15 protein-coding genes are annotated in these 18,730 nt (G+C 70.7%); 11 read left to right on the forward strand and 4 right to left on the reverse strand.

Annotated features, from left to right (window positions below; genetic code table 11):
* Nucleotides 1-3 precede the first annotated feature (3 nt).
* Nucleotides 4-411, reverse strand: coding sequence for a VOC family protein (locus tag FJQ56_RS15880; protein WP_140010565.1), 408 nt, complete (start codon nucleotides 409-411; stop codon nucleotides 4-6).
* A 52-nt stretch (nucleotides 412-463) separates the two neighbouring features.
* Between FJQ56_RS15880 and FJQ56_RS15885 the strand changes: the two genes are divergently transcribed.
* The gene (locus FJQ56_RS15885) at nucleotides 464-2,041 is read left to right on the forward strand and encodes an ATP-binding protein (protein WP_246084198.1); all 1,578 of its coding nucleotides are present in this window, start codon (nucleotides 464-466) and stop codon (nucleotides 2,039-2,041) included.
* A complete protein-coding gene (locus FJQ56_RS15890; protein ID WP_140010567.1) occupies nucleotides 2,038-2,712 on the forward strand; it encodes a response regulator in 675 nt (224 codons plus the stop codon). Before FJQ56_RS15885 ends, FJQ56_RS15890 begins: the two co-directional genes overlap by 4 nt.
* Before the next feature lie 75 nt (nucleotides 2,713-2,787).
* Here the strand turns inward: FJQ56_RS15890 and FJQ56_RS22955 are convergent, their stop codons facing one another.
* Complete coding sequence (locus FJQ56_RS22955) at nucleotides 2,788-5,544, reverse strand: choice-of-anchor D domain-containing protein (protein ID WP_140010568.1); 2,757 nt, start codon at nucleotides 5,542-5,544, stop codon at nucleotides 2,788-2,790.
* A 187-nt stretch (nucleotides 5,545-5,731) separates the two neighbouring features.
* On the opposite strand from FJQ56_RS22955, the gene FJQ56_RS15900 reads away from it, so the two are divergent.
* Nucleotides 5,732-6,826, forward strand: coding sequence for an SGNH hydrolase domain-containing protein (locus tag FJQ56_RS15900; protein WP_140010569.1), 1,095 nt, complete (start codon nucleotides 5,732-5,734; stop codon nucleotides 6,824-6,826).
* 16 nt (nucleotides 6,827-6,842) lie between these two features.
* Here FJQ56_RS15900 and FJQ56_RS15905 read toward each other — a convergent pair whose 3' ends face one another.
* Complete coding sequence (locus tag FJQ56_RS15905) at nucleotides 6,843-7,892, reverse strand: SDR family oxidoreductase (RefSeq protein WP_246084199.1); 1,050 nt, start codon at nucleotides 7,890-7,892, stop codon at nucleotides 6,843-6,845.
* Between the two features lie 173 nt (nucleotides 7,893-8,065).
* On the opposite strand from FJQ56_RS15905, the gene FJQ56_RS15910 reads away from it, so the two are divergent.
* Nucleotides 8,066-8,914 carry a helix-turn-helix transcriptional regulator gene (locus FJQ56_RS15910; protein WP_246084200.1) on the forward strand — a complete coding sequence of 283 codons (849 nt, stop codon included), beginning with the start codon at nucleotides 8,066-8,068 and terminating at the stop codon, nucleotides 8,912-8,914.
* A gap of 221 nt (nucleotides 8,915-9,135) precedes the next feature.
* On the opposite strand, the gene FJQ56_RS15915 is transcribed toward FJQ56_RS15910, so the two are convergent.
* Nucleotides 9,136-11,106 (reverse strand): flavin-containing monooxygenase, encoded by a 1,971-nt coding sequence (locus FJQ56_RS15915; RefSeq protein ID WP_211351099.1) that lies wholly within the window; start codon nucleotides 11,104-11,106, stop codon nucleotides 9,136-9,138.
* Between the two features lie 148 nt (nucleotides 11,107-11,254).
* Here FJQ56_RS15915 and FJQ56_RS15920 point away from each other — a divergent pair, with 148 nt between their 5' ends.
* The 7 genes from FJQ56_RS15920 (at nucleotide 11,255) to argS (ending at nucleotide 18,711) form a co-directional block, all read left to right on the forward strand.
* The gene (locus tag FJQ56_RS15920; RefSeq protein WP_140010572.1) at nucleotides 11,255-11,893 is read left to right on the forward strand and encodes a nitroreductase family protein; all 639 of its coding nucleotides are present in this window, start codon (nucleotides 11,255-11,257) and stop codon (nucleotides 11,891-11,893) included.
* Complete coding sequence (locus FJQ56_RS15925; protein ID WP_211351101.1) at nucleotides 11,890-13,500, forward strand: class I adenylate-forming enzyme family protein; 1,611 nt, start codon at nucleotides 11,890-11,892, stop codon at nucleotides 13,498-13,500. Before FJQ56_RS15920 ends, FJQ56_RS15925 begins: the two co-directional genes overlap by 4 nt.
* Before the next feature lie 13 nt (nucleotides 13,501-13,513).
* Entirely contained in the window at nucleotides 13,514-14,131 is a 618-nt protein-coding gene (locus tag FJQ56_RS15930) for a TetR/AcrR family transcriptional regulator (protein ID WP_140010573.1), read from the forward strand.
* The gene (locus FJQ56_RS15935) at nucleotides 14,128-15,252 is read left to right on the forward strand and encodes a CaiB/BaiF CoA transferase family protein (protein ID WP_246084201.1); all 1,125 of its coding nucleotides are present in this window, start codon (nucleotides 14,128-14,130) and stop codon (nucleotides 15,250-15,252) included. Before FJQ56_RS15930 ends, FJQ56_RS15935 begins: the two co-directional genes overlap by 4 nt.
* 12 nt (nucleotides 15,253-15,264) lie before the next feature.
* Nucleotides 15,265-15,480: a hypothetical protein gene (locus tag FJQ56_RS15940; RefSeq protein ID WP_140010574.1), complete on the forward strand. Its 216-nt coding sequence runs from the start codon at nucleotides 15,265-15,267 to the stop codon at nucleotides 15,478-15,480.
* Between the two features lie 260 nt (nucleotides 15,481-15,740).
* Nucleotides 15,741-16,814, forward strand: a complete 1,074-nt coding sequence (locus FJQ56_RS15945) for a GTP pyrophosphokinase (protein ID WP_170215433.1) — start codon at nucleotides 15,741-15,743, stop codon at nucleotides 16,812-16,814.
* A gap of 163 nt (nucleotides 16,815-16,977) precedes the next feature.
* On the forward strand, nucleotides 16,978-18,711 hold the full coding sequence (argS, locus tag FJQ56_RS15950; protein WP_140010576.1) for an arginine--tRNA ligase: 1,734 nt from the start codon (nucleotides 16,978-16,980) through the stop codon (nucleotides 18,709-18,711).
* Nucleotides 18,712-18,730: the final 19 nt, after the last annotated feature.

Genomic DNA, 18,730 nt, shown 5'->3' on the forward strand with positions numbered 1-18,730 from the left:
CGGTCACCCGACCAGCAGACAGAACGGGTGGCCGGCCGGGTCGGCGAGCACCCACAAGGGCTCCTCGGAGTCGGTGCGGTCGAGCAGCACGCGGGCCCCGAGCTCCTCGGCCCGACGCCGGTGCCGGTCGAGCTCGGCCACGTCGTCGACCCGGAGGTCGAGGTGCAGCTGCATGGGCACGTCGGCGTCCGGCCACGTCGAGGGCGTCAGCTCGGCGACCTGCTGGAAGGCCAGCACCCGGCGTCCCTCGGGATCGAGGAGCACCAGCCAGTCGGCGTCGTCCGGACCGTCGTCGTCGGGGGGCTCGTCACCCGGCCGGTAGCCCAGACCGAGCAGCTGACGATAGAACTCGGCCAGTGCGCGACAGTCCGTGGCGTCGAGCGCGGTGTGCATCAGCTGCGGGTAGCCCATGGCCCCATCATGCGGGGTGCCCTCTCGCGCGCCGGTCGGTCATGATGCAGGCGTGGTGCGTCGTCCGGTCCCTGTCGCGCGTCAGGTCCTCCTGCTCCAGGTCGGCGTCGTCGTCGTCCTCGTGCTGGCCCTGCTCGGCGTCGCGGCGTACGACGCCCGCGGCGACGCCCGGGGCGAGGCGACGGACCGCTCGCTCGCCGTGGCGCGCGCGGTGGCCGACTCGCCGACGGTGGTCGAGGCGCTAGCGACCGCCGACCCGTCGGCCCGGCTGCAACCGTTCGCCGAGCAGGTGCGCCGCGACACCAGCGTCGACTTCATCACGATCATGGCCCTCGACCGAACCCGCTTCACCCACCCCGATCCCGCCAACATCGGCAAGCCGTTCATCGGCGACCTGGGCGACGCCCCGCGGGGTGGCACCTTCACCCAGGAGTACGCCGGCACCCTGGGCCCGTCGATGCGTGCCGTCGTCCCGGTGCGCGACCCGGCAGGCGTGGTGGTCGCGCTGGTGTCGGTCGGCATCACGGTCACCTCGATCCAGGACCGGCTGCGTGACGACGTGGTCTCGATCGGCATCGCCTCGACGCCGGTGCTCCTGGTCGGGCTCGTCGGAGTCTGGTTGCTGAGCCGTCGGCTGCGACGCCAGACCCACGGCCTCGGCGAGCTCGAGATCACCCGCATGTACGAGTACTACTCGGCCGTCCTGCACGCCGTGCGCGAGGGTCTGCTGCTCATCGATCCGGCCGGCAAGGTGCAGCTGGTCAACGACGAGGCGCGACGGCTGCTCGACCTGCCCGACGACGTCGTGGGCCGTCAGGTGCAGGACCTCGGCCTCGCACCGGCCCTCGTCGACGCCGCGCTGAGCCTGCGTCCGGAGACCGACGACCTCTACGTCGCCGGCGACCGGATGCTGGTGGTCAGCTCGGCCCCGGCCCGCTGGGACGGTCGCTCCGTCAGCGCGGTCGTCAGCCTGCGCGACCACACCGAGCTCCAGGCCGTCACGGGCGAGCTCGCGGCCGTGCGCGGCCTGACCGACGCGCTGCGGGCCCAGAACCACGAGGCGGCCAACCGGCTGCACACGGTGGTGTCCCTGTTCGAGATCGGTCGCCCCGACGACGCGGTCGCGTTCGCCACCGAGGAGCTCGACGGGGCGCAGCACCTGGCCGACGCGGTGGTCGACGCGGTCGGCGACCCGGCCGTGTCGGCGCTGCTGCTCGGCAAGACCGCCGCGGCCCGCGAGCGGGGGATCGACCTCAGCGTCGTCGGGTCGCTCGGGGGCGACGTACCCGCCCGTGACCTGGTCACCGTCGTCGGCAACCTGGTCGACAACGCCTTCGACGCGCTCGACGGCCGGGTCGGCGAGCGCCGGGTCCGGGTGGTCCTGGGGGGCACCGACGCCCCGGTGGTCACGGTGGAGGACAGCGGCTCCGGGCTCAGCGACGACGAGGCCGACCACGTGCTCGAGCGCGGCTGGTCGACCAAGGCCGACGACCGCGGGGTCGGCCTCGCGCTGGTCAACCAGGTCGCGCGGCGGCACGGGGGAGCGGTCCGCATCGGACGCTCCGACCTCGGCGGTGCGGCCTTCACCGTCGACCTGGGTCGTCCGGTGCGCCCCGGCGGTGCCCGGTGAGCGACATCCGCGTCCTGGTCGTCGAGGACGACCCGCTCACCGCCCAGGCGCACGCGACGTACGTCGGACGCCTCGACGGGTTCGTGCTCGCCGGGGTCGCCCACAGCGCGGGCGAGGCCGCACGGGTGCTCGAGGACCGGGGGAGCGTCGACCTGGTGCTCCTCGACATGCACCTGCCCGACGGTCACGGGCTCGGGCTGCTGCAGCGGCTGCGGGCGGCCGGCGACCTGGTCGACGTGATCGCGGTGACCGCGGCCCGCGAGACCGAGGTGGTCCGGCGGGCGATGGCCCACGGCATCTCGTTCTACCTCCTCAAGCCGTTCACGTTCGCCACGTTCCGTGCCCGTCTCGAGCAGTACGCCGAGTTCCGCGCACACGTCGCCACGGCCCCCGACGAGGTCGTGCAGGACGAGGTCGACCGGATGCTGGGCGCGCTGCGGCCCGTGGCCTCCGAGCTCCCCAAGGGGATGAGCGCCGAGACGCTGCGTGCCGTGGTGGCGGTGGTGCGCGAGGCTGACGGTCCACGCTCGGCGAGCGAGGTCGCCGCCGCGCTCGGGGCGTCGCGAGTCACCGCTCGGCGCTACCTCGAGCACCTTGCCGACTCCGGCATGCTGCAGCGCGGGCAGCGCTACGGCTCCGGACGGCCCGAGGTGGAGTACGCCGCCCGCTAGGGCGTGTCTCTCAATCAGGGGTGGCGCCGCCCAGGATTGTGAGACACGCCCGAGGCGGCGCACCCCACCCTCGGGTCAGTCACGCCCGACGACGACCTCGCCGTGGTGGCGGGTCACGGACGTCGCCGTCGACGTCCGGCCGTTGATGGCTGCGCTGCCCGGACGGGCGGGCACCCCGGTGCCGTTCATGGTCGCCGAGGCGCTTCCGAAGTCACCGCCGGCCGTGAGGGTCCGGGTGACCGGCCCGGCGCTGGTGGGGCGGAAGGCGATCGAGATCGTGCACCAGCTGTGCGGCTGGATGACGTCGATGGACAGGACACAGGTGAAGTCGCCCGGGATGTCGAGCATGAACGGGGTCTGGCTGCTGACCGAGTTGATCGGGGCACCGCTCTCGGTCGTGTTGACCACCCGGAAGACCTTGATCGTCGAGCTGCCGACCGGCTGGGCGCCGTAGTCGTAGACCGCTGGCACCATCGTGACGCCCAGCGGGGCCGAGACTCCGGCCAGGGGGACCGTCGGGGCACCAGGCCCGTTCACGGTGGCGGTCGCCGACTTCTCGTCGGCGAGCGTCAGGGGAGCGAACTGCAGGGTGACCGTGCAGGACGCCCCCCCGGCCAGCGGACCGGAGCAGGTGGTGTCCTGCACGGTGAACTCGATCGCGTCGGTGCCCGAGATCGTCACGGTGGGCGTCGCGGCGGTGGCCAGGTCGCCGGTGTTGGTGACCGTGAGGACCTGGGTGCCCGTCGTGGACGGTGCGTAGGCGCCGAACTGGATGGCGCTCCGGTCGACGGTCAGCGCCGCAGGCGCCAGGCCGGTGCCGGAGAGGTCGACGCGGACCGCGGTGCCGTTGGCGACGTACTCGACGTACCCGGTGGCCGGTCCGGAGGAGGCGGGAGCGAACCGGGCGGTGAAGGTGCAGGTGCCCTGCGCCGGGACGGTCGCCGCCACGCAGCTGCTGTCGATCGCGAACGGCCCGATGATGGTCTGGCTGCTGACGAACACCGCGGTGAGGCGGTGGTTGGTGAGGGTGAAGGACTGGGTGTCGCTGGTGTCGCCGACCGGGATGCCGCCGAAGTTGTAGGTGGTGGGGGCGATGGTCAGGGCCAGGGGGCTGCCGGTGAGGTCGGTGGTGACGGTGCCGCCGGGGGTGGCGGTCACGGACAGCTGGGCGGTCTGCTGGTTGGTCCCGGTGCCGGTGTAGGTGACCTCGACGGTGCAGGTGGCGTCACCGGCCAGGGCGGTGGTGCAGGTGTTGGTGGTGATGGTGAAGGCGGTGTCGCCGGTGAGGTCGACGGTCGGGACGCCGGTGGGGGTGTCGCCGTCGTTGGTGATGGTGAAGGTGTGCTGGCTGGCGGCGCCGGTGTAGCCGTAGTCGTAGGCGGTGGTGTCGATGGACAGTGCGGGTTCGGTCTGTCCGAGGCCGGTCAGGTCCGAGGTGGTGGTGGCGCCGGGGGTGGCCGAGGCGGTGAGCGAGGCGGTGGCCTGACCGGCGGCGGTGGGGGCGAACAGGACGTCGATGGTGCAGGACGCACCGGCCGGCAGGGCGGCGGTGCAGGCGTTGTCGTCGATGGTGAACTGCGCGGCGTCATCCCCGGTCAGGGCGATGGTGGGGGTGCCGGTGGTGACGTCGCCGTCGTTGGTCAGGGTGAAGGTCCGGGCCTCGGACTGCTGGCCGATCACGGTAGCGGGCAGGGCGGCCGTGGCGGGGTCGAGGCTGAGCTCGGCGGGGGCCAGGCCGGTGCCGGTGAGCTCGGCGGTCGTGGTGCCGCCGGGGGTGGCGCTCACGGTGAGGTCGGTGGTGGCCGCGCCGCGGGTGGTGGGGGTGAAGGTGGCGGTCACGGTGCACGTCGCACCGGGGGCCAGGGCGGCGGTGCAGGTGGTGGTGGTGATGTCGAACTCGGTGGAGCCGCCCAGGGAGACCACCGGGACGCCGGAGGGCAGGTTGCCGGTGTTGGTCACGGTGAAGGTGACCGGCTCGGAGGTGGCATCGAGGAGGGTGTCGTCGTACAGGGCGCTGTCGGGGCTGATGCTCAGCGTGGCGGCGCCCAGGCCGGTGCCGGTCAGGCCGATCGAGGCGATCCCGCCGCGGGGGCTGGAGGCGATCAGGTTGCTGGCGGCCTCACCGGGGGTGGTGGGGGCGTAGGTGACCTTGACCCGGCAGGAGTCGCCGGGGTCCAGGGAGGACCCGCAGGTCGAGGACTGTGCGGTGAAGGCGGGGTCGCCGTTGAAGGAGATGGTGACGGTGCCGGAGGTGGCGTGACCACGGTTGGTGATGGTGACCTCCTTGGTGGAGGTCTCACCGACCGGGACCTGGCCGAAGGCCAGGGTGGTGGGGGAGGCGGCCAGTCGGGCGGCGCCGATGGTGATGGTGGGGCTGGAGTCGCGGCAGGACTGGGATCCGATGGGGCCCAGGCAGGCGCGCAGTGCGTAGCGTCCGGCGGGCACGCGCAGCGGCGCGGTGGTGGTGTCGCGCACCGTGGTGCTCTTGGACGGGGCCAGGGAGGCCACGGTGGTGGTGGCCAGTCCGTAGGTCGTGGTGCCGTCGGTGAGGTAGAGCCGGACCGAGCGGGTGGGCTGGCGTACGCCGCTGACGTTCTTGATCGTCGCGCTGGACTTGATCGTGGTGCCGGTGGTGGTCGCGGTGCTGGTGGCGTAGGCCGCGGTGACCCGCAGCTGGTAGGTCGGCTGGGGGTCGGCGGGCATGGCCTGCGCACCGGGTGCGAGGACCGCGTTGCCGGCCACGAGAAGGGTCAGAGCAAGAAGGGCGGTGACCGCAGAGCGGCCCTGAGTCCAGGCGTGGCCCGACCACGCAGCGGCTGAGGTACGTCTCATGCGCCAGATTCGACCACCTCTGCACCCGGCGCGGGCGCGAATCGACGAAACTCGGCGTCGACTCCTCGCAAGAGTCGACGGCGGCGCGCCGCTGCCTGCAGGGCGTCTGTCGGTAGGGGATCATCAGGTGCAGCGACTGAGCCGGGGACGCCGCTGGTGTGCCACGCCCCTGAAGGAGCCCACGACGATGAGGACCGCAGACCTGCCGAGGCTGGTGGCGGCCCTGTGCGTCGTCGCGGTCGTGGGCTCAGGATGCGGCGGGCGGGCGCCGACGAACGGCAACCGGACGAGTGCGGCGTCGGACGCACCCACGACCTCCGCCACGGCCGACCGGTCCTACCCACCCTCGGCATCCCCGGACGCCGCGGTCCCCACCTCCGCACCCCAGGTCCGGTACGACGACCTCGAGCCGTCCCCCGAGGACGCTTTCGAGGACAGGGCCGATCTCTACCGCGACGGCTGCCAGGTCACGATGGCCGGCGAGTCCCTGACCGGATGTACCTACGGCGCCACGGTCGAGGACGCCACGGCCACGATCGCCGTGGTCGGCGACTCCAAGGCTGCCCAGTGGGCCCCGGCCCTGCAGGAGCTGGCTCGGACCAGGGGATGGCGGATCAGGCTCTACACCAAGTCCGCGTGCGCTCCGGTCGCCGTTCCTCTCGTCCGCGACGGCGCCGAGTTCCGCTCGTGCACGACGTACAACCGCCTGGTCGACGACGAGCTCGCCCGCCACCCGGTCGACCTGGTCCTGGCGGGCAGCTCCGCCGACAACGCGCTCGTCACCCGCGAGCTGGCCCCGGGGGAGGACCGCGACACGGTCGCGCAGGACCTCTTCGTGCAGGGCGAGATGCAGGCCTGGGCCGGCTGGATCGCCGCCGGTAGCCGGGTCGCCGTCATCAGCGACACCCCGAAGCCGGTCGTACGACGACAGGCCTTCGATGTCCCGACGTGCCTCCGGGAGCACCGCGACGATCTCGCCGCATGCGCCTTCGACCGGGCCGCCGGCATCGCGGCCTCGGGTCGCGATGTCCAGGTGCGCGGCGTCCGCGCCGCCGGCGGGGTCGATGTGAGCCCGGCTCTCCTCGGCCGCGACGTCCCTGCCGGGCGCAGCGCCGACCTGGCGTGGATCGATCCCGTCCGGCTGGTCTGCCCCGGCACGACGTGCCAGCCGAACGACGGCGACGTCCTGGTCTACCGCGACGGCTCCCACCTGAGCCGCACCTACGTCGAGACGCTCACCTGGCGGCTCGGGCGGGTGATGACGGCCCTCGGTCTCCCGTGAGGGGCCGGGCCTCAGGTCACGGGATGATCCGCCGCTGCCTCAGGTCGGCGACGAGGTCGGCGAACATGAGGCGGGTGTCGACGTGCTCGTTGAAGCCGTGGCGCCGGGCCTTGGAGCCGTCGGCGAGGAAGTCGTAGTCCCAGGAGAAGACCGCGTCGCCGAACGGCCAGGACGACACGTCCGCCCACGGGGTAGGGACCAGGTCGTGGTCGGCCACGATCCGTTCCCAGAGCTCCTGCTTGTCGGCCATCACGTCGGCCAACGTCATCGGCAGCGGAGCACCGACGGGGAGCCCGAAGACGCCGGCCAGGAAGGGCCACATCTGGTTCCACCGGAACAGGTCGCCGTTGGTGATGTTGAAGGCCTGGTTGGCGGCCGCCGGGTCCGTCGCGGCCCACACCGTCGCCCGGGCCAGCAGTCCCGCGTCGGTCATCTCGAGCAGGGTGTCGTAGGCGCCGGGCCGCCCGGGGAAGCGGAGCGGTACGCCGAGCTCCTTGCTGATGGTCGCGTAGACGGCCAGGACCGCGACCAGGCTCATCGGGTTGCCCAGGGCGGTGCCGCACACCACCGACGGACGCAGCGCCGACCAGGTCCAGTCCTGCCCGGCCTGCCGCTCGGTGAGGTAGCGCTGCTGGTCGAGGTTGAACTCCGGCGGCAGGTGGCCCAGGTCGTCCTCGCGTGCGGGCGTCTGGAACGGGCCCAGGTGGGCGCCGTACACCTTGTAGCCCTGCATCAGGCTGACGTGGCGCAGGTCCGCGGCGTGCGCGGCGACGGCCTCGACGGTGTGGGTGAGCATCGCCAGGTTGGGTGCCACGAGCTCGGCCCAGGTGGGCCGGTCCTGGAAGGCGGCGTAGAAGACGTGGGTCACCTCGGGCAGCCGCGACATCGCGTCGTACGTCGCGTCGGCGTCCAGGAGGTCGACAGCCACGTGGCGCACCTGGTCCGTGTCGGAGCCGCCACGACGTGAGACGCCGACGACGTCGAAGTCGGGCAGCGCGGCGAGGTGGTCGATCAGGGTGGAGCCGATGACGCCGTGGGCGCCGAGGACCAGGGCAGTGCGGGACACGGACACGCGTTGACCTCCAGGGGTGGGGGACCGCCGTGGTGGCGGCTCGATCTCACGGTGGTCGGTCCCGCGCTGCCGCACCACGCCCGGCGCAGGCCAGGCTGACCGTGCCTACTCCTGGCAGGGTCATGCTCGGCGACCCATCGCGTCCGGTGGTGCAGGAGACTGGGGGAGTGGAGGCCAACACCGAGCTGGGCGAGTTCCTGCGGAGTCGTCGAGCACTGCTCGACCCGGTCGAGCTGGGCGTCGCGTCGTACGGCCGTCGGCGGGTGCCCGGCCTGCGTCGTGAGGAGCTGGCGCAGCTGGCCGGGGTGAGCGCGACCTACTACACGCGCCTGGAGCAGGGATCGGGGAGCGGCGCGTCCGACGGCGTCCTCGATGCGCTGGCCCGAGCCTTGCGGCTGAGCGACGACGAACGCAGCCATCTGCACCGCATCGCGCGACCGGCGCGCGAGCGCGGCACCCAGGAGTCCGTGGCACCGCTGGGTCGGGCCACCGCCCAGGTCGTGGCTAGCGTCCACGAGGTGCCGGTGCTCGCGCTCGACCGGCGCAACGACGTCCTGGCGTGGAACCCGCTGGCCCACGCCCTGCTCGCCGGCCACCTCCCGTACGCCGCACCGGATCGTCCGACGTCGCGGCCGAACACCACCCGGATGCTCTTCCTCGACGCCCACACCCGCGAGCTGCACGAGGACTGGGGGAGCGAGACCCTGCGCGCCGTGGCCGCGTTGCGCATCGTGGCCGGCAACCACCCCGGCGACCCTCACCTGGGAAGCCTCGTCGGCGAGCTCAGCATGGCCAGCGAACGCTTCGCCGAGCTGTGGGCGACCCACGCCGTGGCCAGCTGCACCGAGGGCGCCAAGCGCTACCGCCACCCGACGGTCGGGTTGCTGGAGCTCGACTTCAGCGTCACCACCGTGGCGGACGGCACCGACCACCGGCTGATGATCCTGACCGCGCGCCCCGGGACGCCGTCCGAGCACGCTCTCGTGCTGCTCGCCCGCGGTCTCGGCGAGCGATGACCGTCGCATGCCGGTCTCGCTCCTCAGCGGCGACGGATCGGAGCGTGCGGGCTCGGTGTCAGCGGTTCAGGTGCAGCGGTGAGTCGAGCAGCATGGTGTGGACGCGTCGCAGTAGCCAGCAGGACCGGCAACCGAGGTCCCTGTGGAGGGCGAGACGGTGCTGCGCGGTGTCGACGTCCCTCGCAACGGACAGCGGCGCGAGCTGGTGAGGTCGGTGCGGATCACGGAGCGGCCGGACTGCTGACGTCGGCACGAGGGGTCGACCGCAGTGGCTCGGTGATGAAGTCGGTGAGGTCCACCTCGCGCGTCATCGTCCAGTAGTCGATGATCCGCCACGGCAGCACGGCCACCACCCGGCCGGCGTCGTTGCGGTACCAGTTGTCCATCGCCGGGTGGGTCCACACCATGCGGCCGTGGGCCTGGTCGACGGCCTCGTTGTAGCGGTCGTTGACGTCCGCGCGGCACTCCAGCACCCCGAGTCCCTGCTGGGCCATCGTGGTTACGGCGTCCAGGATGTAACGCACCTGGCACTCCAGGATGGTGATGAAGCTGCCCCCGTGGCCCAACGCGGTGTTGGGTCCGGTCATCACGAACAGGTTGGGGAAGTCGGGCACGGTCATGCCGAGGTAGGCGCGTGCGTCGTGGTCGCCCCACACCTCGCGCGTCGTGTGTCCCGAGCGTCCGACGACGTCCATGGGGTGGAGAAAGCGGTCGCTCTGGAAACCGGTGGCCAGCACGACCACGTCGGCGTCGTGCTCGACGCCGGCGGTGTCGACCAGGCCGGACGGCGTCACTGCGGCCACGCCCTCGGTCACGAGGTCGACCTGCGGACGGCGGAGCATGTCGTACCACCCGTTGTCGAGCAGCATCCGCTTGCCGAAGGGCGGGTAGTCGGGAAGCGACTTCTCGATCAGGTCGGGTCGCCCGTCGAGCTTGCCGCGCAGGTAGCGCTCGTAGAACTGGCGGTGGCCGTGGTTGACGGCGTTGATCGACGCCTTCTCCTCCGGCCAGTCGGGATCGACCTGCAGCGAGGCGTGCACCTTGTCGTTGTAGATCCAGGACAACCGGGCGCGGTACCAGCCCCGATAGCCCGGCACGTGAGCCATCAGCCAGTGGACGTCGTCCTCGACGGCGGCGAAGTAGTCGTCGTTCGGGGCGATCCACTGCGGTGAGCGCTGGAACACGGTGAGCGAGCCGACCCGGTCGACGATCGCCGGGCCGATCTGCATCGCGCTGGCCCCGGCACCGACGACGGCTACGCGCTTGCCCGCCAGGGCGTCCGCGGCGTCGAGCTCGACCGGCCAGCGGGCGCTGTGGAAGAGCGGACCGGTGAACGTCTCGATGCCAGGCAGGGCCGGCACCTTGGGGCGGTTCAGCAAGCCGACGGCGCTAATCAGCACCCGCGCCGTGAGCTCCTCGGTCCGACCCTCCGCGTCGCGGGTGGTCACGGCCCACAGCTGGCGCTCGACGTCGTACGCCGCGCGGGTGACCTCGACGCCGAACCGCACCCGACGCCGTACGTCGTGCCGGTCGGCGAAGGCCTCCAGGTAGCCCTGCACCTCGTCGCGCTTGCCGAAGTGGGTCGACCAGTCGTGCTCGAACCCGGACAGGGAGTAGAGGTAGCTCGGGGTGTCGACGCCCGCGCCGGGGTAGCGGTTCTCCCACCACGACCCGCCCACCTCGGGGTTCTTCTCCAGCACGACGTGGGAGATCCCTGCGTCGGTCAGCCGGGTCGAGGCCAGCATTCCGGCGATGCCAGCCCCCACCACGATGACCGACATCTCCTCGGACGTCGCGACGGGGGAGAGCGGCTCCGGGCGCGGGCCACCCTGCACGATCTCGTCCATCATCGGCGCGAACTCCGGCGGCACGGTCTCACCTGTCGTGAAGTCCATCAGGGTGGCCAGCCGGTCGAGCGGCAACGGGGCCAGGGGCGGCGCGCCGTCGCGGTGCCAGACCTGGACGGCGTCCACCACGGCGTCGCGGACCTCCTGCTGCGCGGCTTCGGGCAGTCCGCCGGTGCGGTTGTCGTCCATGCCACGGCTGCGGGTGGGCCGGTAGCGCTCGTCGAACCACCTCGACTCGCCGGTCAGGTGCACCAGCACGGCCAACAACGTCGGCACGTTGCCCGACGCCACCGCGGTGCGCAGCCGGGGGACGTCGAGCTGGTGCGAGGTCGGGACCTGAGTCATGGCGCCAGACTAACAGTCGTAAGTATTGACCAGGTGGCATGAACTCACGGTGTGATCGGATCGCTTGACCACCAACATCAGCCCGCTACTGTGTGACCTACGACATGCTAACGGCGGTAAGCACGCCCGAACAGAACGAGGAACTGTCATGGAGCTCAGCGAGGCGATGCGGACCACCGGCACCTGCCGCTACTACAGCGACCAGCACGTGAGCGACGAGGTGCTGCACGCGGCGTTCGACAACGCGCGCTTCGGTCCGCAGGGCGGCAACCGCCAGCCGGTGCGCTGGATCGTGGTGCGCGACGAGGCGAAGAAGCAGCGCCTGGCCGAGCTCTACATGCCCTACTGGTCGGCCTACTACGACATGATCCTCGAGGGCACCAAGAACGTCGGCGCCGTGCCGGCCACCGTCGCCAGCGCCAACTACTTCGCCCACCACCTGGCCGAGGTGCCCGTGCTGATGGTGGTGTGCGCCGAGATCGACGGGCTGCACCCCACCGACCACGAGCTCGACCGGCTCAGCGTCGTCGGCGGCGCCTCGATCTACCCGACCGTCCAGAACCTGACCCTCGCCCTGCGCGAGCAGGGGGTTGCGTCGGCGATCACCACCCTGCTGTGCGCCGAGGAGCCTGCGGTCAAGGAGCTCCTCAACATCCCGGACGGGTTCATCACCGCCGCCCACATGGCCGTCGGCTACCCGGCCAAGGGATTCCCGAGGAAGCTGACGCGCAGCCCGGTCGAGGACATCGCGTTCCTCGACAGCTTCGACACCCCGATGTTCGCGTGAGCGGCGCGCCCTCCGAGGTGGTGGCGGGCGCGTCCCTCACCGAGGTGCAGCGGTCCCGGCTGGGCCGCGCGACGATCGGTGACCAGCTGCGGCGGCACGCCCAGACGCTGCAGGACAAGCCGGCGATCGTGGCCTACGACGCCGACGGACGGCGCGAGGTGGCCACCTACGCCGACCTCGACGAGCGCGCCAACCGCTTCGCCCACGCCCTGCTCGAGCTCGGCGTCGGCCGGGGCGACCGGGTCGCGGTCATGTCGCGCAACCGCATCGAGAGCGTCGTCGCCTACTACGGAGTCCTCAAGGTCGGCGCCGCCTACTCCGGAATCAGCTTCCTGTTCGGCGAGCGCGAGGTCGCACAGCAGATTTCCCACCTCCAGCCCGCCGCGGTGGTGGTGTCGCCGGAGCTGGCGCCGGTGATGGCCGCGGTGGTGTCCGTGCACCCGGTGCCGGCGGTCGTCGTGCTCGGCACCCCCGACGTCGAGGGGTGGCACGCCTACGACGACGTGATGGCTGGGGCATCGTCCGACGAGCCCGACTGCGAGGTCGACGAGCACGACCTGGCGATGATCGTCTACACCAGCGGTACCGAGGCGGCACCCAAGGGCGTGATGATCGCCCACCGCAACTACCTGATCTCCACCTCGCCCGCCTACACGTGGGGGCTGCGCTGCCTGCCCGACGACGTGTGGCTCTACGTGATGCCGTTCCACACGATCGCCGGCATCGGGTCGTTGACGTCGCTGATCCTGCTGGGGGCCACGTTGGTGCTCCCGGCGACCACCGACGCCGCCGAGTCGCTACGGATGATCCGCGACGAGCAGATCACGGTGCTCGCTCAGACCCCGACCTTCTTCATCTCCCTGTCCGACCACGCCGACTTCGGGCCCGACACGGTCGGCACCATCGAGCGCTGCCTGACCTACGGCGGCCAGGTGTCCCCTCGGGCGATCGAGGCGTGGCACGCCGCGGCGCCGGCGTCGATCTGGGGCACCTACTGGGGGCAGTCCGAGCTGACCCAGCTGGGATCGGTGGGCTGGTTCAAGCGGCTCGAGGACATCCCGGACAGCGACCCGACCTGGATCGGCCGTCCGGTCGGCCACCTCGAGGTCAAGGTCGTCGACCCGCTCGGCGAGGAGGGGGAGACCGGCGAGCTGCTCTGCCGTACGCCCTCGGTGATGCTCGGCTACTACCTCGACCCCGAGCGCACCGCCGCCGTGCTGGCCGACGGCTGGGTGCACACCGGCGACATCGTGCGCCGTGATGCTCAGGGCAACCTGTTCTTCCTCGACCGCAGCAAGGACATGATCAAGTCGGGTGGGCTCAACGTGTCGTCGCAGGAGGTGGAGCGCTCGTTGCAGGCCCACCCTGACGTCGTCCGCGCGGCCGTGGTGGGGCTGCCCGACGACTACTGGTCGGAGGTCGTCACCGCGTTCGTCGTGCTGCGTCCGGGGTCCGCGGTCACCGGCGACGACCTGCGCACGCACTGCCGCGCCGACATGGCGGCCTACAAGGTGCCGAAGTCGGTCCACGTCGTCGACGAGCTGCCGACCGACCCTCAGGGCAAGCTGCTCAAGCGTGAGCTGCGACGCGTGCACGGGACGGCCTGACATCCTGAGCGCCATGGAGGACCGGGAGTCGGCAGCCCCGCCGAGGATCGCCGGCGCAGCGCGTCGTGAGGAGATCGTGGCCGCGGCGGCCCGCTTCTTCGCCGAGCAGGGCTATCACACGGTCGGCATGCGCGAGATCGCCGACGCAGTGGGTATCAAGGGTGCGAGTCTCTACAACCACTTCGGCTCCAAGGAGGAGATCCTCTACGCGATCGCTCTCAAGATGACCCGCGACCCGCAGGAGCAGCACCTGCCGCTGCTCGACGCCGAGGGCACTCCGACCGAGCGGCTCGCGTCGCTGATCGAGGCCCACGTGCGCAACCTCGCCGACAACCGCGTCGAGCACCTCGTGAGCCTCCGCGAGCTGCCGGCGCTCACGCCCGAGCACCTCGCGCGGGTGACCGACTACCGCAAGTACTACCAGCGTCGGGTCCGTGACGTGATCGCGGCGGGCGCGCGTGCGGGGGAGCTGCACGTCGAGGATCCGTCGAGGGCGGCTATCGCCGTCCTCGACATGCTGAACGGCATCAGCTGGTGGCTGCGCGACGACCACGACGTCGAGGCACTCGTCACCACCTACGTCTCCTTCGCGATCGACGGCGTCCTGGGTCGTCGTGGAGGTCCGCGGTGACGGACGGCGCTCCCAGCCGCGGCCCGCTGGCCGGTCTGCGGGTCGTCGAGATGGCGGGTCTCGGACCCACGCCGCACGCCGCGATGGTGCTGGCCGACCTCGGCGCCGACGTGGTGCAGGTACGCCGCCCGGTGCGGGCCGCCGCGCCCGACGGGGCGGCCGACGCCGACGCGCTGCTGTGGCGCGGGCGCCGGGTGGTCGAGGTCGACCTCAAGGACGCCGCGCAGGTGGACCGCGTGCTCGATCTCGTGTCGTGCGCCGACGTGGTCATCGAGGGGTTCCGCCCCGGGGTGATGGAGCGGCTCGGCCTCGGCCCCGACGTGTGCCTGGAGCGGCACCCCGGCCTGGTCTACGCCCGGATGACCGGGTGGGGCCAGGAGGGCGCGTGGAGCGGCGCGGCCGGGCACGACATCAACTACCTGGCGGTTACCGGAGTCCTCGAGGCCATCGGCCCGGCCGGCGCGCCGCCCGTGCCACCGCTCAACCTGGTCGGCGACTTCGGCGGCGGCTCGATGCTCCTGGTCGTCGGGGTGATGGCCGCGCTGTGGGAGCGCCGTACGTCGGGGCGCGGCCAGGTGGTCGACGCGGCGATGACCGACGGCGTCAACCTGCTGGCCCAGCTCGCCTGGTCGTGGCGGGCCGCCGGACGCTGGTCGGACCAGCGCGGCGACAACCTGCTCGACGGGTCGGCGCCGTTCTACGCCACCTACGCCTGCCGTGACGGCCACGTGGCCGTCGGTGCGCTCGAGCCGCAGTTCTGGGACGCGCTCGTGCGGGTGCTCGGGCTGGAGGACCTTCCCGACCGGTGGGACCGGCGCCACTGGCCGGCGCTGCGAGCCGTGCTGGCCCAGCGGCTGGGGGAGCGGACCCGTGCGGAGTGGGCGACGGCGTTCGACGGGACGGACGCCTGCGTCACGCCGGTGCTGTCGTTCGCCGAGGCGCCGGACCATGCCTACGCACGAGAGCGGGGGAGCTTCGTCACGGTCGACGGGGACGTGCAGGCGGCACCCGCGCCGCGGTTCTCCCGATCGGTCCCACCGACGCCAGGCCCCCTCGTGGGGGCCGATCTCGTCGGCGTCCTCGACGAGTGGGCCGACGGTGGAGGTCGCACCGGCGGCTGAAGGAGGCCGATCATGTGCGCGTCTCTGTTGACGGGGTCCTCGGGCACGTTCCTCCGAATCCTCCAGCCTGCCGAGACCACGGACGTTCCGGTCGAGCCCGAGCACTGGGGCTGTCGCTGCGGTGAGCCGGTCACCGACACGATCGACCGATGGGTCGATCACGCGGCGGCAGAACTGGTGGACCTGGTCGAGACGGTCGCCGCCGAGGCGGACATCCGGCTCCGGTGAGGTCGGCGGCCTCGGTCGGGGAGGGAGCGCGAGAGTCCCTACGTGGGCGAGGCTGGTCGGCTCCTGTCGCTATGACCTGACATAATGTCACTTATCGGCGGACGGCTTAGATGGGTTGGGGTAGACAATAGAACTCGCCGCTTGCCCGTGCGCCTACGGTACGGACGCTCTCGATCGTCAACGAATCTGTGGCCCACCCCTTGCCCCAGATCTGGTCGCACAACCCCATGCAAGCGACACGGCCAGGCTACGGTACGACCGTGATCGACGAAGCAGATGCAATTGTCCGTCAATACGAGATTGCGCGGGCGGACTATGAGGCGCTTGCGATTCGGATTCGTCAACTGTTGCTAGATCTGCTTAAGGGTGAGGGCCTCGACATCATCCAGATTGAGTCACGCGCAAAGTCAACCGAGAGCTTGCGAGACAAGTTGAGCGATAAGGGTGATGCATACAGCGACCTGGGCGACATAACAGATCTTTGCGGCGTGCGGGTGATTACCTATTATCTTGAGGATGTGGACGTTGTTGAAAGCTTGCTTGCCCGAGAGTTTGAGGTTGATGAGAGCAATTCTGTCGACAAGAGCAAGCAGTTGAAGTGGGATCAATTTGGGTACCTGTCGCGTCACTACATTCTCCAATTGAAGTCACCGCGTACCACTCTTGCCGAATGGCAGCCGTGTCAGAATTTGAAATTCGAGGTCCAAGTGCGCACGTCGTTGCAACACGCATGGGCTGCGGTCAACCATAAGCTAGATTACAAAAATGAATCGTCCGTTCCAAGCGAACTTCGACGCACTTTGCATCGACTCAGTGCCCTTTTCGAGATTGCGGACTCTCAGTTCTCCGACCTCAGACGTTCCGTCGTTGAGCTCGCTGCTTCCTATGCCAAAAGCGTCGATGACGGCGACCTGTCGGCTGAGCTGAATGCTGATTCGCTTGACGCATATTTCGACCGAAGTCCTGTGTATTCACGTGCGCGAGCCAGCGTGGAGGCAGTCGGCGAACCATTGCTTCCACACGGCGCCCAACCTTTCCAGACCGCACGAGACCGCAGCGACCTACTGGAGTTCTTCAAATTGGCTGGGATGACGCAGCTTCTTCAAGTTGACGAGTGGCTTCATCAACTGGTGAGCGACTCGACCTTGCTGAAGGTGGTCTCAGAGGTTGAAGCCGGACCCCGTCGAGCCATTAACCTTGACGACTTCCTTAGCCAAGCTCTCGCGGTCGAGCGACCAGAGGTGGACGATTTTTACGAAGAGGTGTATGGCACTCCCGACGATTGGTTGCCGCGAGCGCGAGCTCTTCTTCAAGAGCGGCGCACGGCGCAGTGATGTGCAAGTGAGAGAACCCCGCCCCTGCTGACCGCAAGCAGCACCACCCGTCGCTGCCGGCCGCTCTCCCATCGCTGCAGGCGGCGGTTCCAGTTGGCAACGTGCGTTCCCGGCGCCGAGTGGGAGTTCGCCCCGGGACAACCGGATTCTCTACCGTGGGCGCATGCTCTCCCCCGAGTCGGTCCTCGCTCCCCTGGTGTCCGCTGCGATCGAACAGGCATTCGGGCCCGAGCTGCGCGGGACCGACCCGGTGCTGCGACCGAGCCAGTACGCCGACGTCCAGGTCAACGCCGCGCTGGCCCTCGCCAAGCGGCTCGGCCTCCCGCCTCGTGAGGTCGCGGCCCGCATCGTCGAGCACCTCGAGGTCGGCGGCATCTGCGACGACGTGGAGATCAGCGGCCCGGGCTTCCTCAACCTGACCCTGGGCGACGACTGGATCGGCGCTCAGGCGACGGCCCTCGCGGCCGACCCGCGCCTCGGCGTACCCGTCGAGGAGGCCCAGGTCGTGCCGATCGACTACTCCGCGCCCAACGTCGCCAAGGAGATGCACGTCGGGCACCTGCGCACCACGGTCGTCGGCGATGCGCTGGCGCGCACCCTGGAGCACCTCGGGCACCACGTCGTCCGTCAGAACCACATCGGCGACTGGGGCACGCCGTTCGGCATGCTCATCGAGCACCTGCTCGACGTCGGTGAGGACTCCCCTGCCGCCGCCCTGGTAGAGACCGACCCCAACGCCTTCTACCAGGCCGCGCGCGCCGAGTTCGAGGGCGACGAGGGGTTCGCGACGAGGGCCCGCGCCCGGGTCGTGGCCCTCCAGTCCGGCGACGAGGCCACGCTGGTGGTGTGGCGGCGCCTGGTCGCGCGCTCCCAGAACTACTTCAACACCATCTACCGTCGGCTCGGGGTGACCCTCACCGACGCCGACCTGGCCGGCGAGTCGACCTACGACCACGACCTGGCCGCCGTCTGCGCCGAGCTGGTCGAGGCCGGGATCGCGGTGGAGAGCGACGGCGCGCTGTGCGTCTTCCTCGACGGCTACACCGGTCGTGAGGGCAAGCCCTTGCCGCTGATCGTGCGCAAGTCCGACGGCGGTTACGGCTACGCCACGACCGACCTCGCCACCGTGCGCCACCGGGTCCGCACCCTGCACGCCGACCGGATGCTCTACGTCATCGGCGCTCCACAGTCGCTGCACCTCGAGATGGTGTGGGCCACCGCGCGGCTCGCGGGCTGGCTGCCCGACGACGTCGAGGTCGTCCACGTCAAGATCGGCAACGTCCTGGGTGACGACCGCAAGATCCTGCGCACCCGCAGTGGTGCTCCGCTGCGGCTGATGTCCCTGCTGGACGAGGCGGTCGCGGCGGCCCGCGGGGTCCTCGACGAGCAGCAGCCACCGCTCGACGAGGCGACCCGCGAGGTCGTCGCGCCCCAGGTCGCGATGGCCGCCGTCAAGTACGCCGACCTGTCCGTGGCCCACGACAGCGAGTACGTCTTCGACCTGGCCCGGATGGTCGCCCCGACCGGCAACACCGGCCCCTACATCCAGTACGCCGCCGCGCGCCTGCACTCGATCTTCCGTACGGCGGGCCTGTCCCCCGCCGAGGCAACCGCCCCGCTCCGGGCGGACTCCCCGGCCGAGCGAGCGCTCTGCCTCGCCCTGCTCGAGCACGGCAACGTAGTCACCGCGGTTGGCCTAACCCTCGAGCCGCACCGCCTGTGCGCCTACCTGTTCGACCTCGCCCAGGCGTTCTCCCAGTTCTACGAGCACTGCCCCGTGCTCAAGGCCCCGGACGAGGAAACCCGCGACGCGCGGCTCGCGCTGTGCGCCGCGACGCTGCGCGTCATGGTGTCCGGTCTCGACCTGCTCGGGATCGAGTCGCCGGAGCGCATGTGACCGATGAGTCCGGGTGTCG

Source organism: Nocardioides plantarum, assembly GCF_006346395.1.
GTDB lineage: Bacteria > Actinomycetota > Actinomycetes > Propionibacteriales > Nocardioidaceae > Nocardioides > Nocardioides plantarum.

Bases quoted from the DNA above. Each gene is read 5' to 3' on its own strand.
- argS (WP_140010576.1), top strand. From the start codon at position 16,978: ATGCTCTCCCCCGAGTCGGTCCTCGCTCCCCTGGTGTCCGCTGCGATC.
- FJQ56_RS15940 (WP_140010574.1), top strand. From the start codon at position 15,265: ATGTGCGCGTCTCTGTTGACGGGGTCCTCGGGCACGTTCCTCCGAATC.
- FJQ56_RS22955 (WP_140010568.1), bottom strand. From the start codon at position 5,544: ATGAGACGTACCTCAGCCGCTGCGTGGTCGGGCCACGCCTGGACTCAG.
- FJQ56_RS15900 (WP_140010569.1), top strand. From the start codon at position 5,732: ATGAGGACCGCAGACCTGCCGAGGCTGGTGGCGGCCCTGTGCGTCGTC.
- FJQ56_RS15920 (WP_140010572.1), top strand. From the start codon at position 11,255: ATGGAGCTCAGCGAGGCGATGCGGACCACCGGCACCTGCCGCTACTAC.
- FJQ56_RS15880 (WP_140010565.1), bottom strand. From the start codon at position 411: ATGGGCTACCCGCAGCTGATGCACACCGCGCTCGACGCCACGGACTGT.
- FJQ56_RS15915 (WP_211351099.1), bottom strand. From the start codon at position 11,106: ATGACTCAGGTCCCGACCTCGCACCAGCTCGACGTCCCCCGGCTGCGC.
- FJQ56_RS15930 (WP_140010573.1), top strand. From the start codon at position 13,514: ATGGAGGACCGGGAGTCGGCAGCCCCGCCGAGGATCGCCGGCGCAGCG.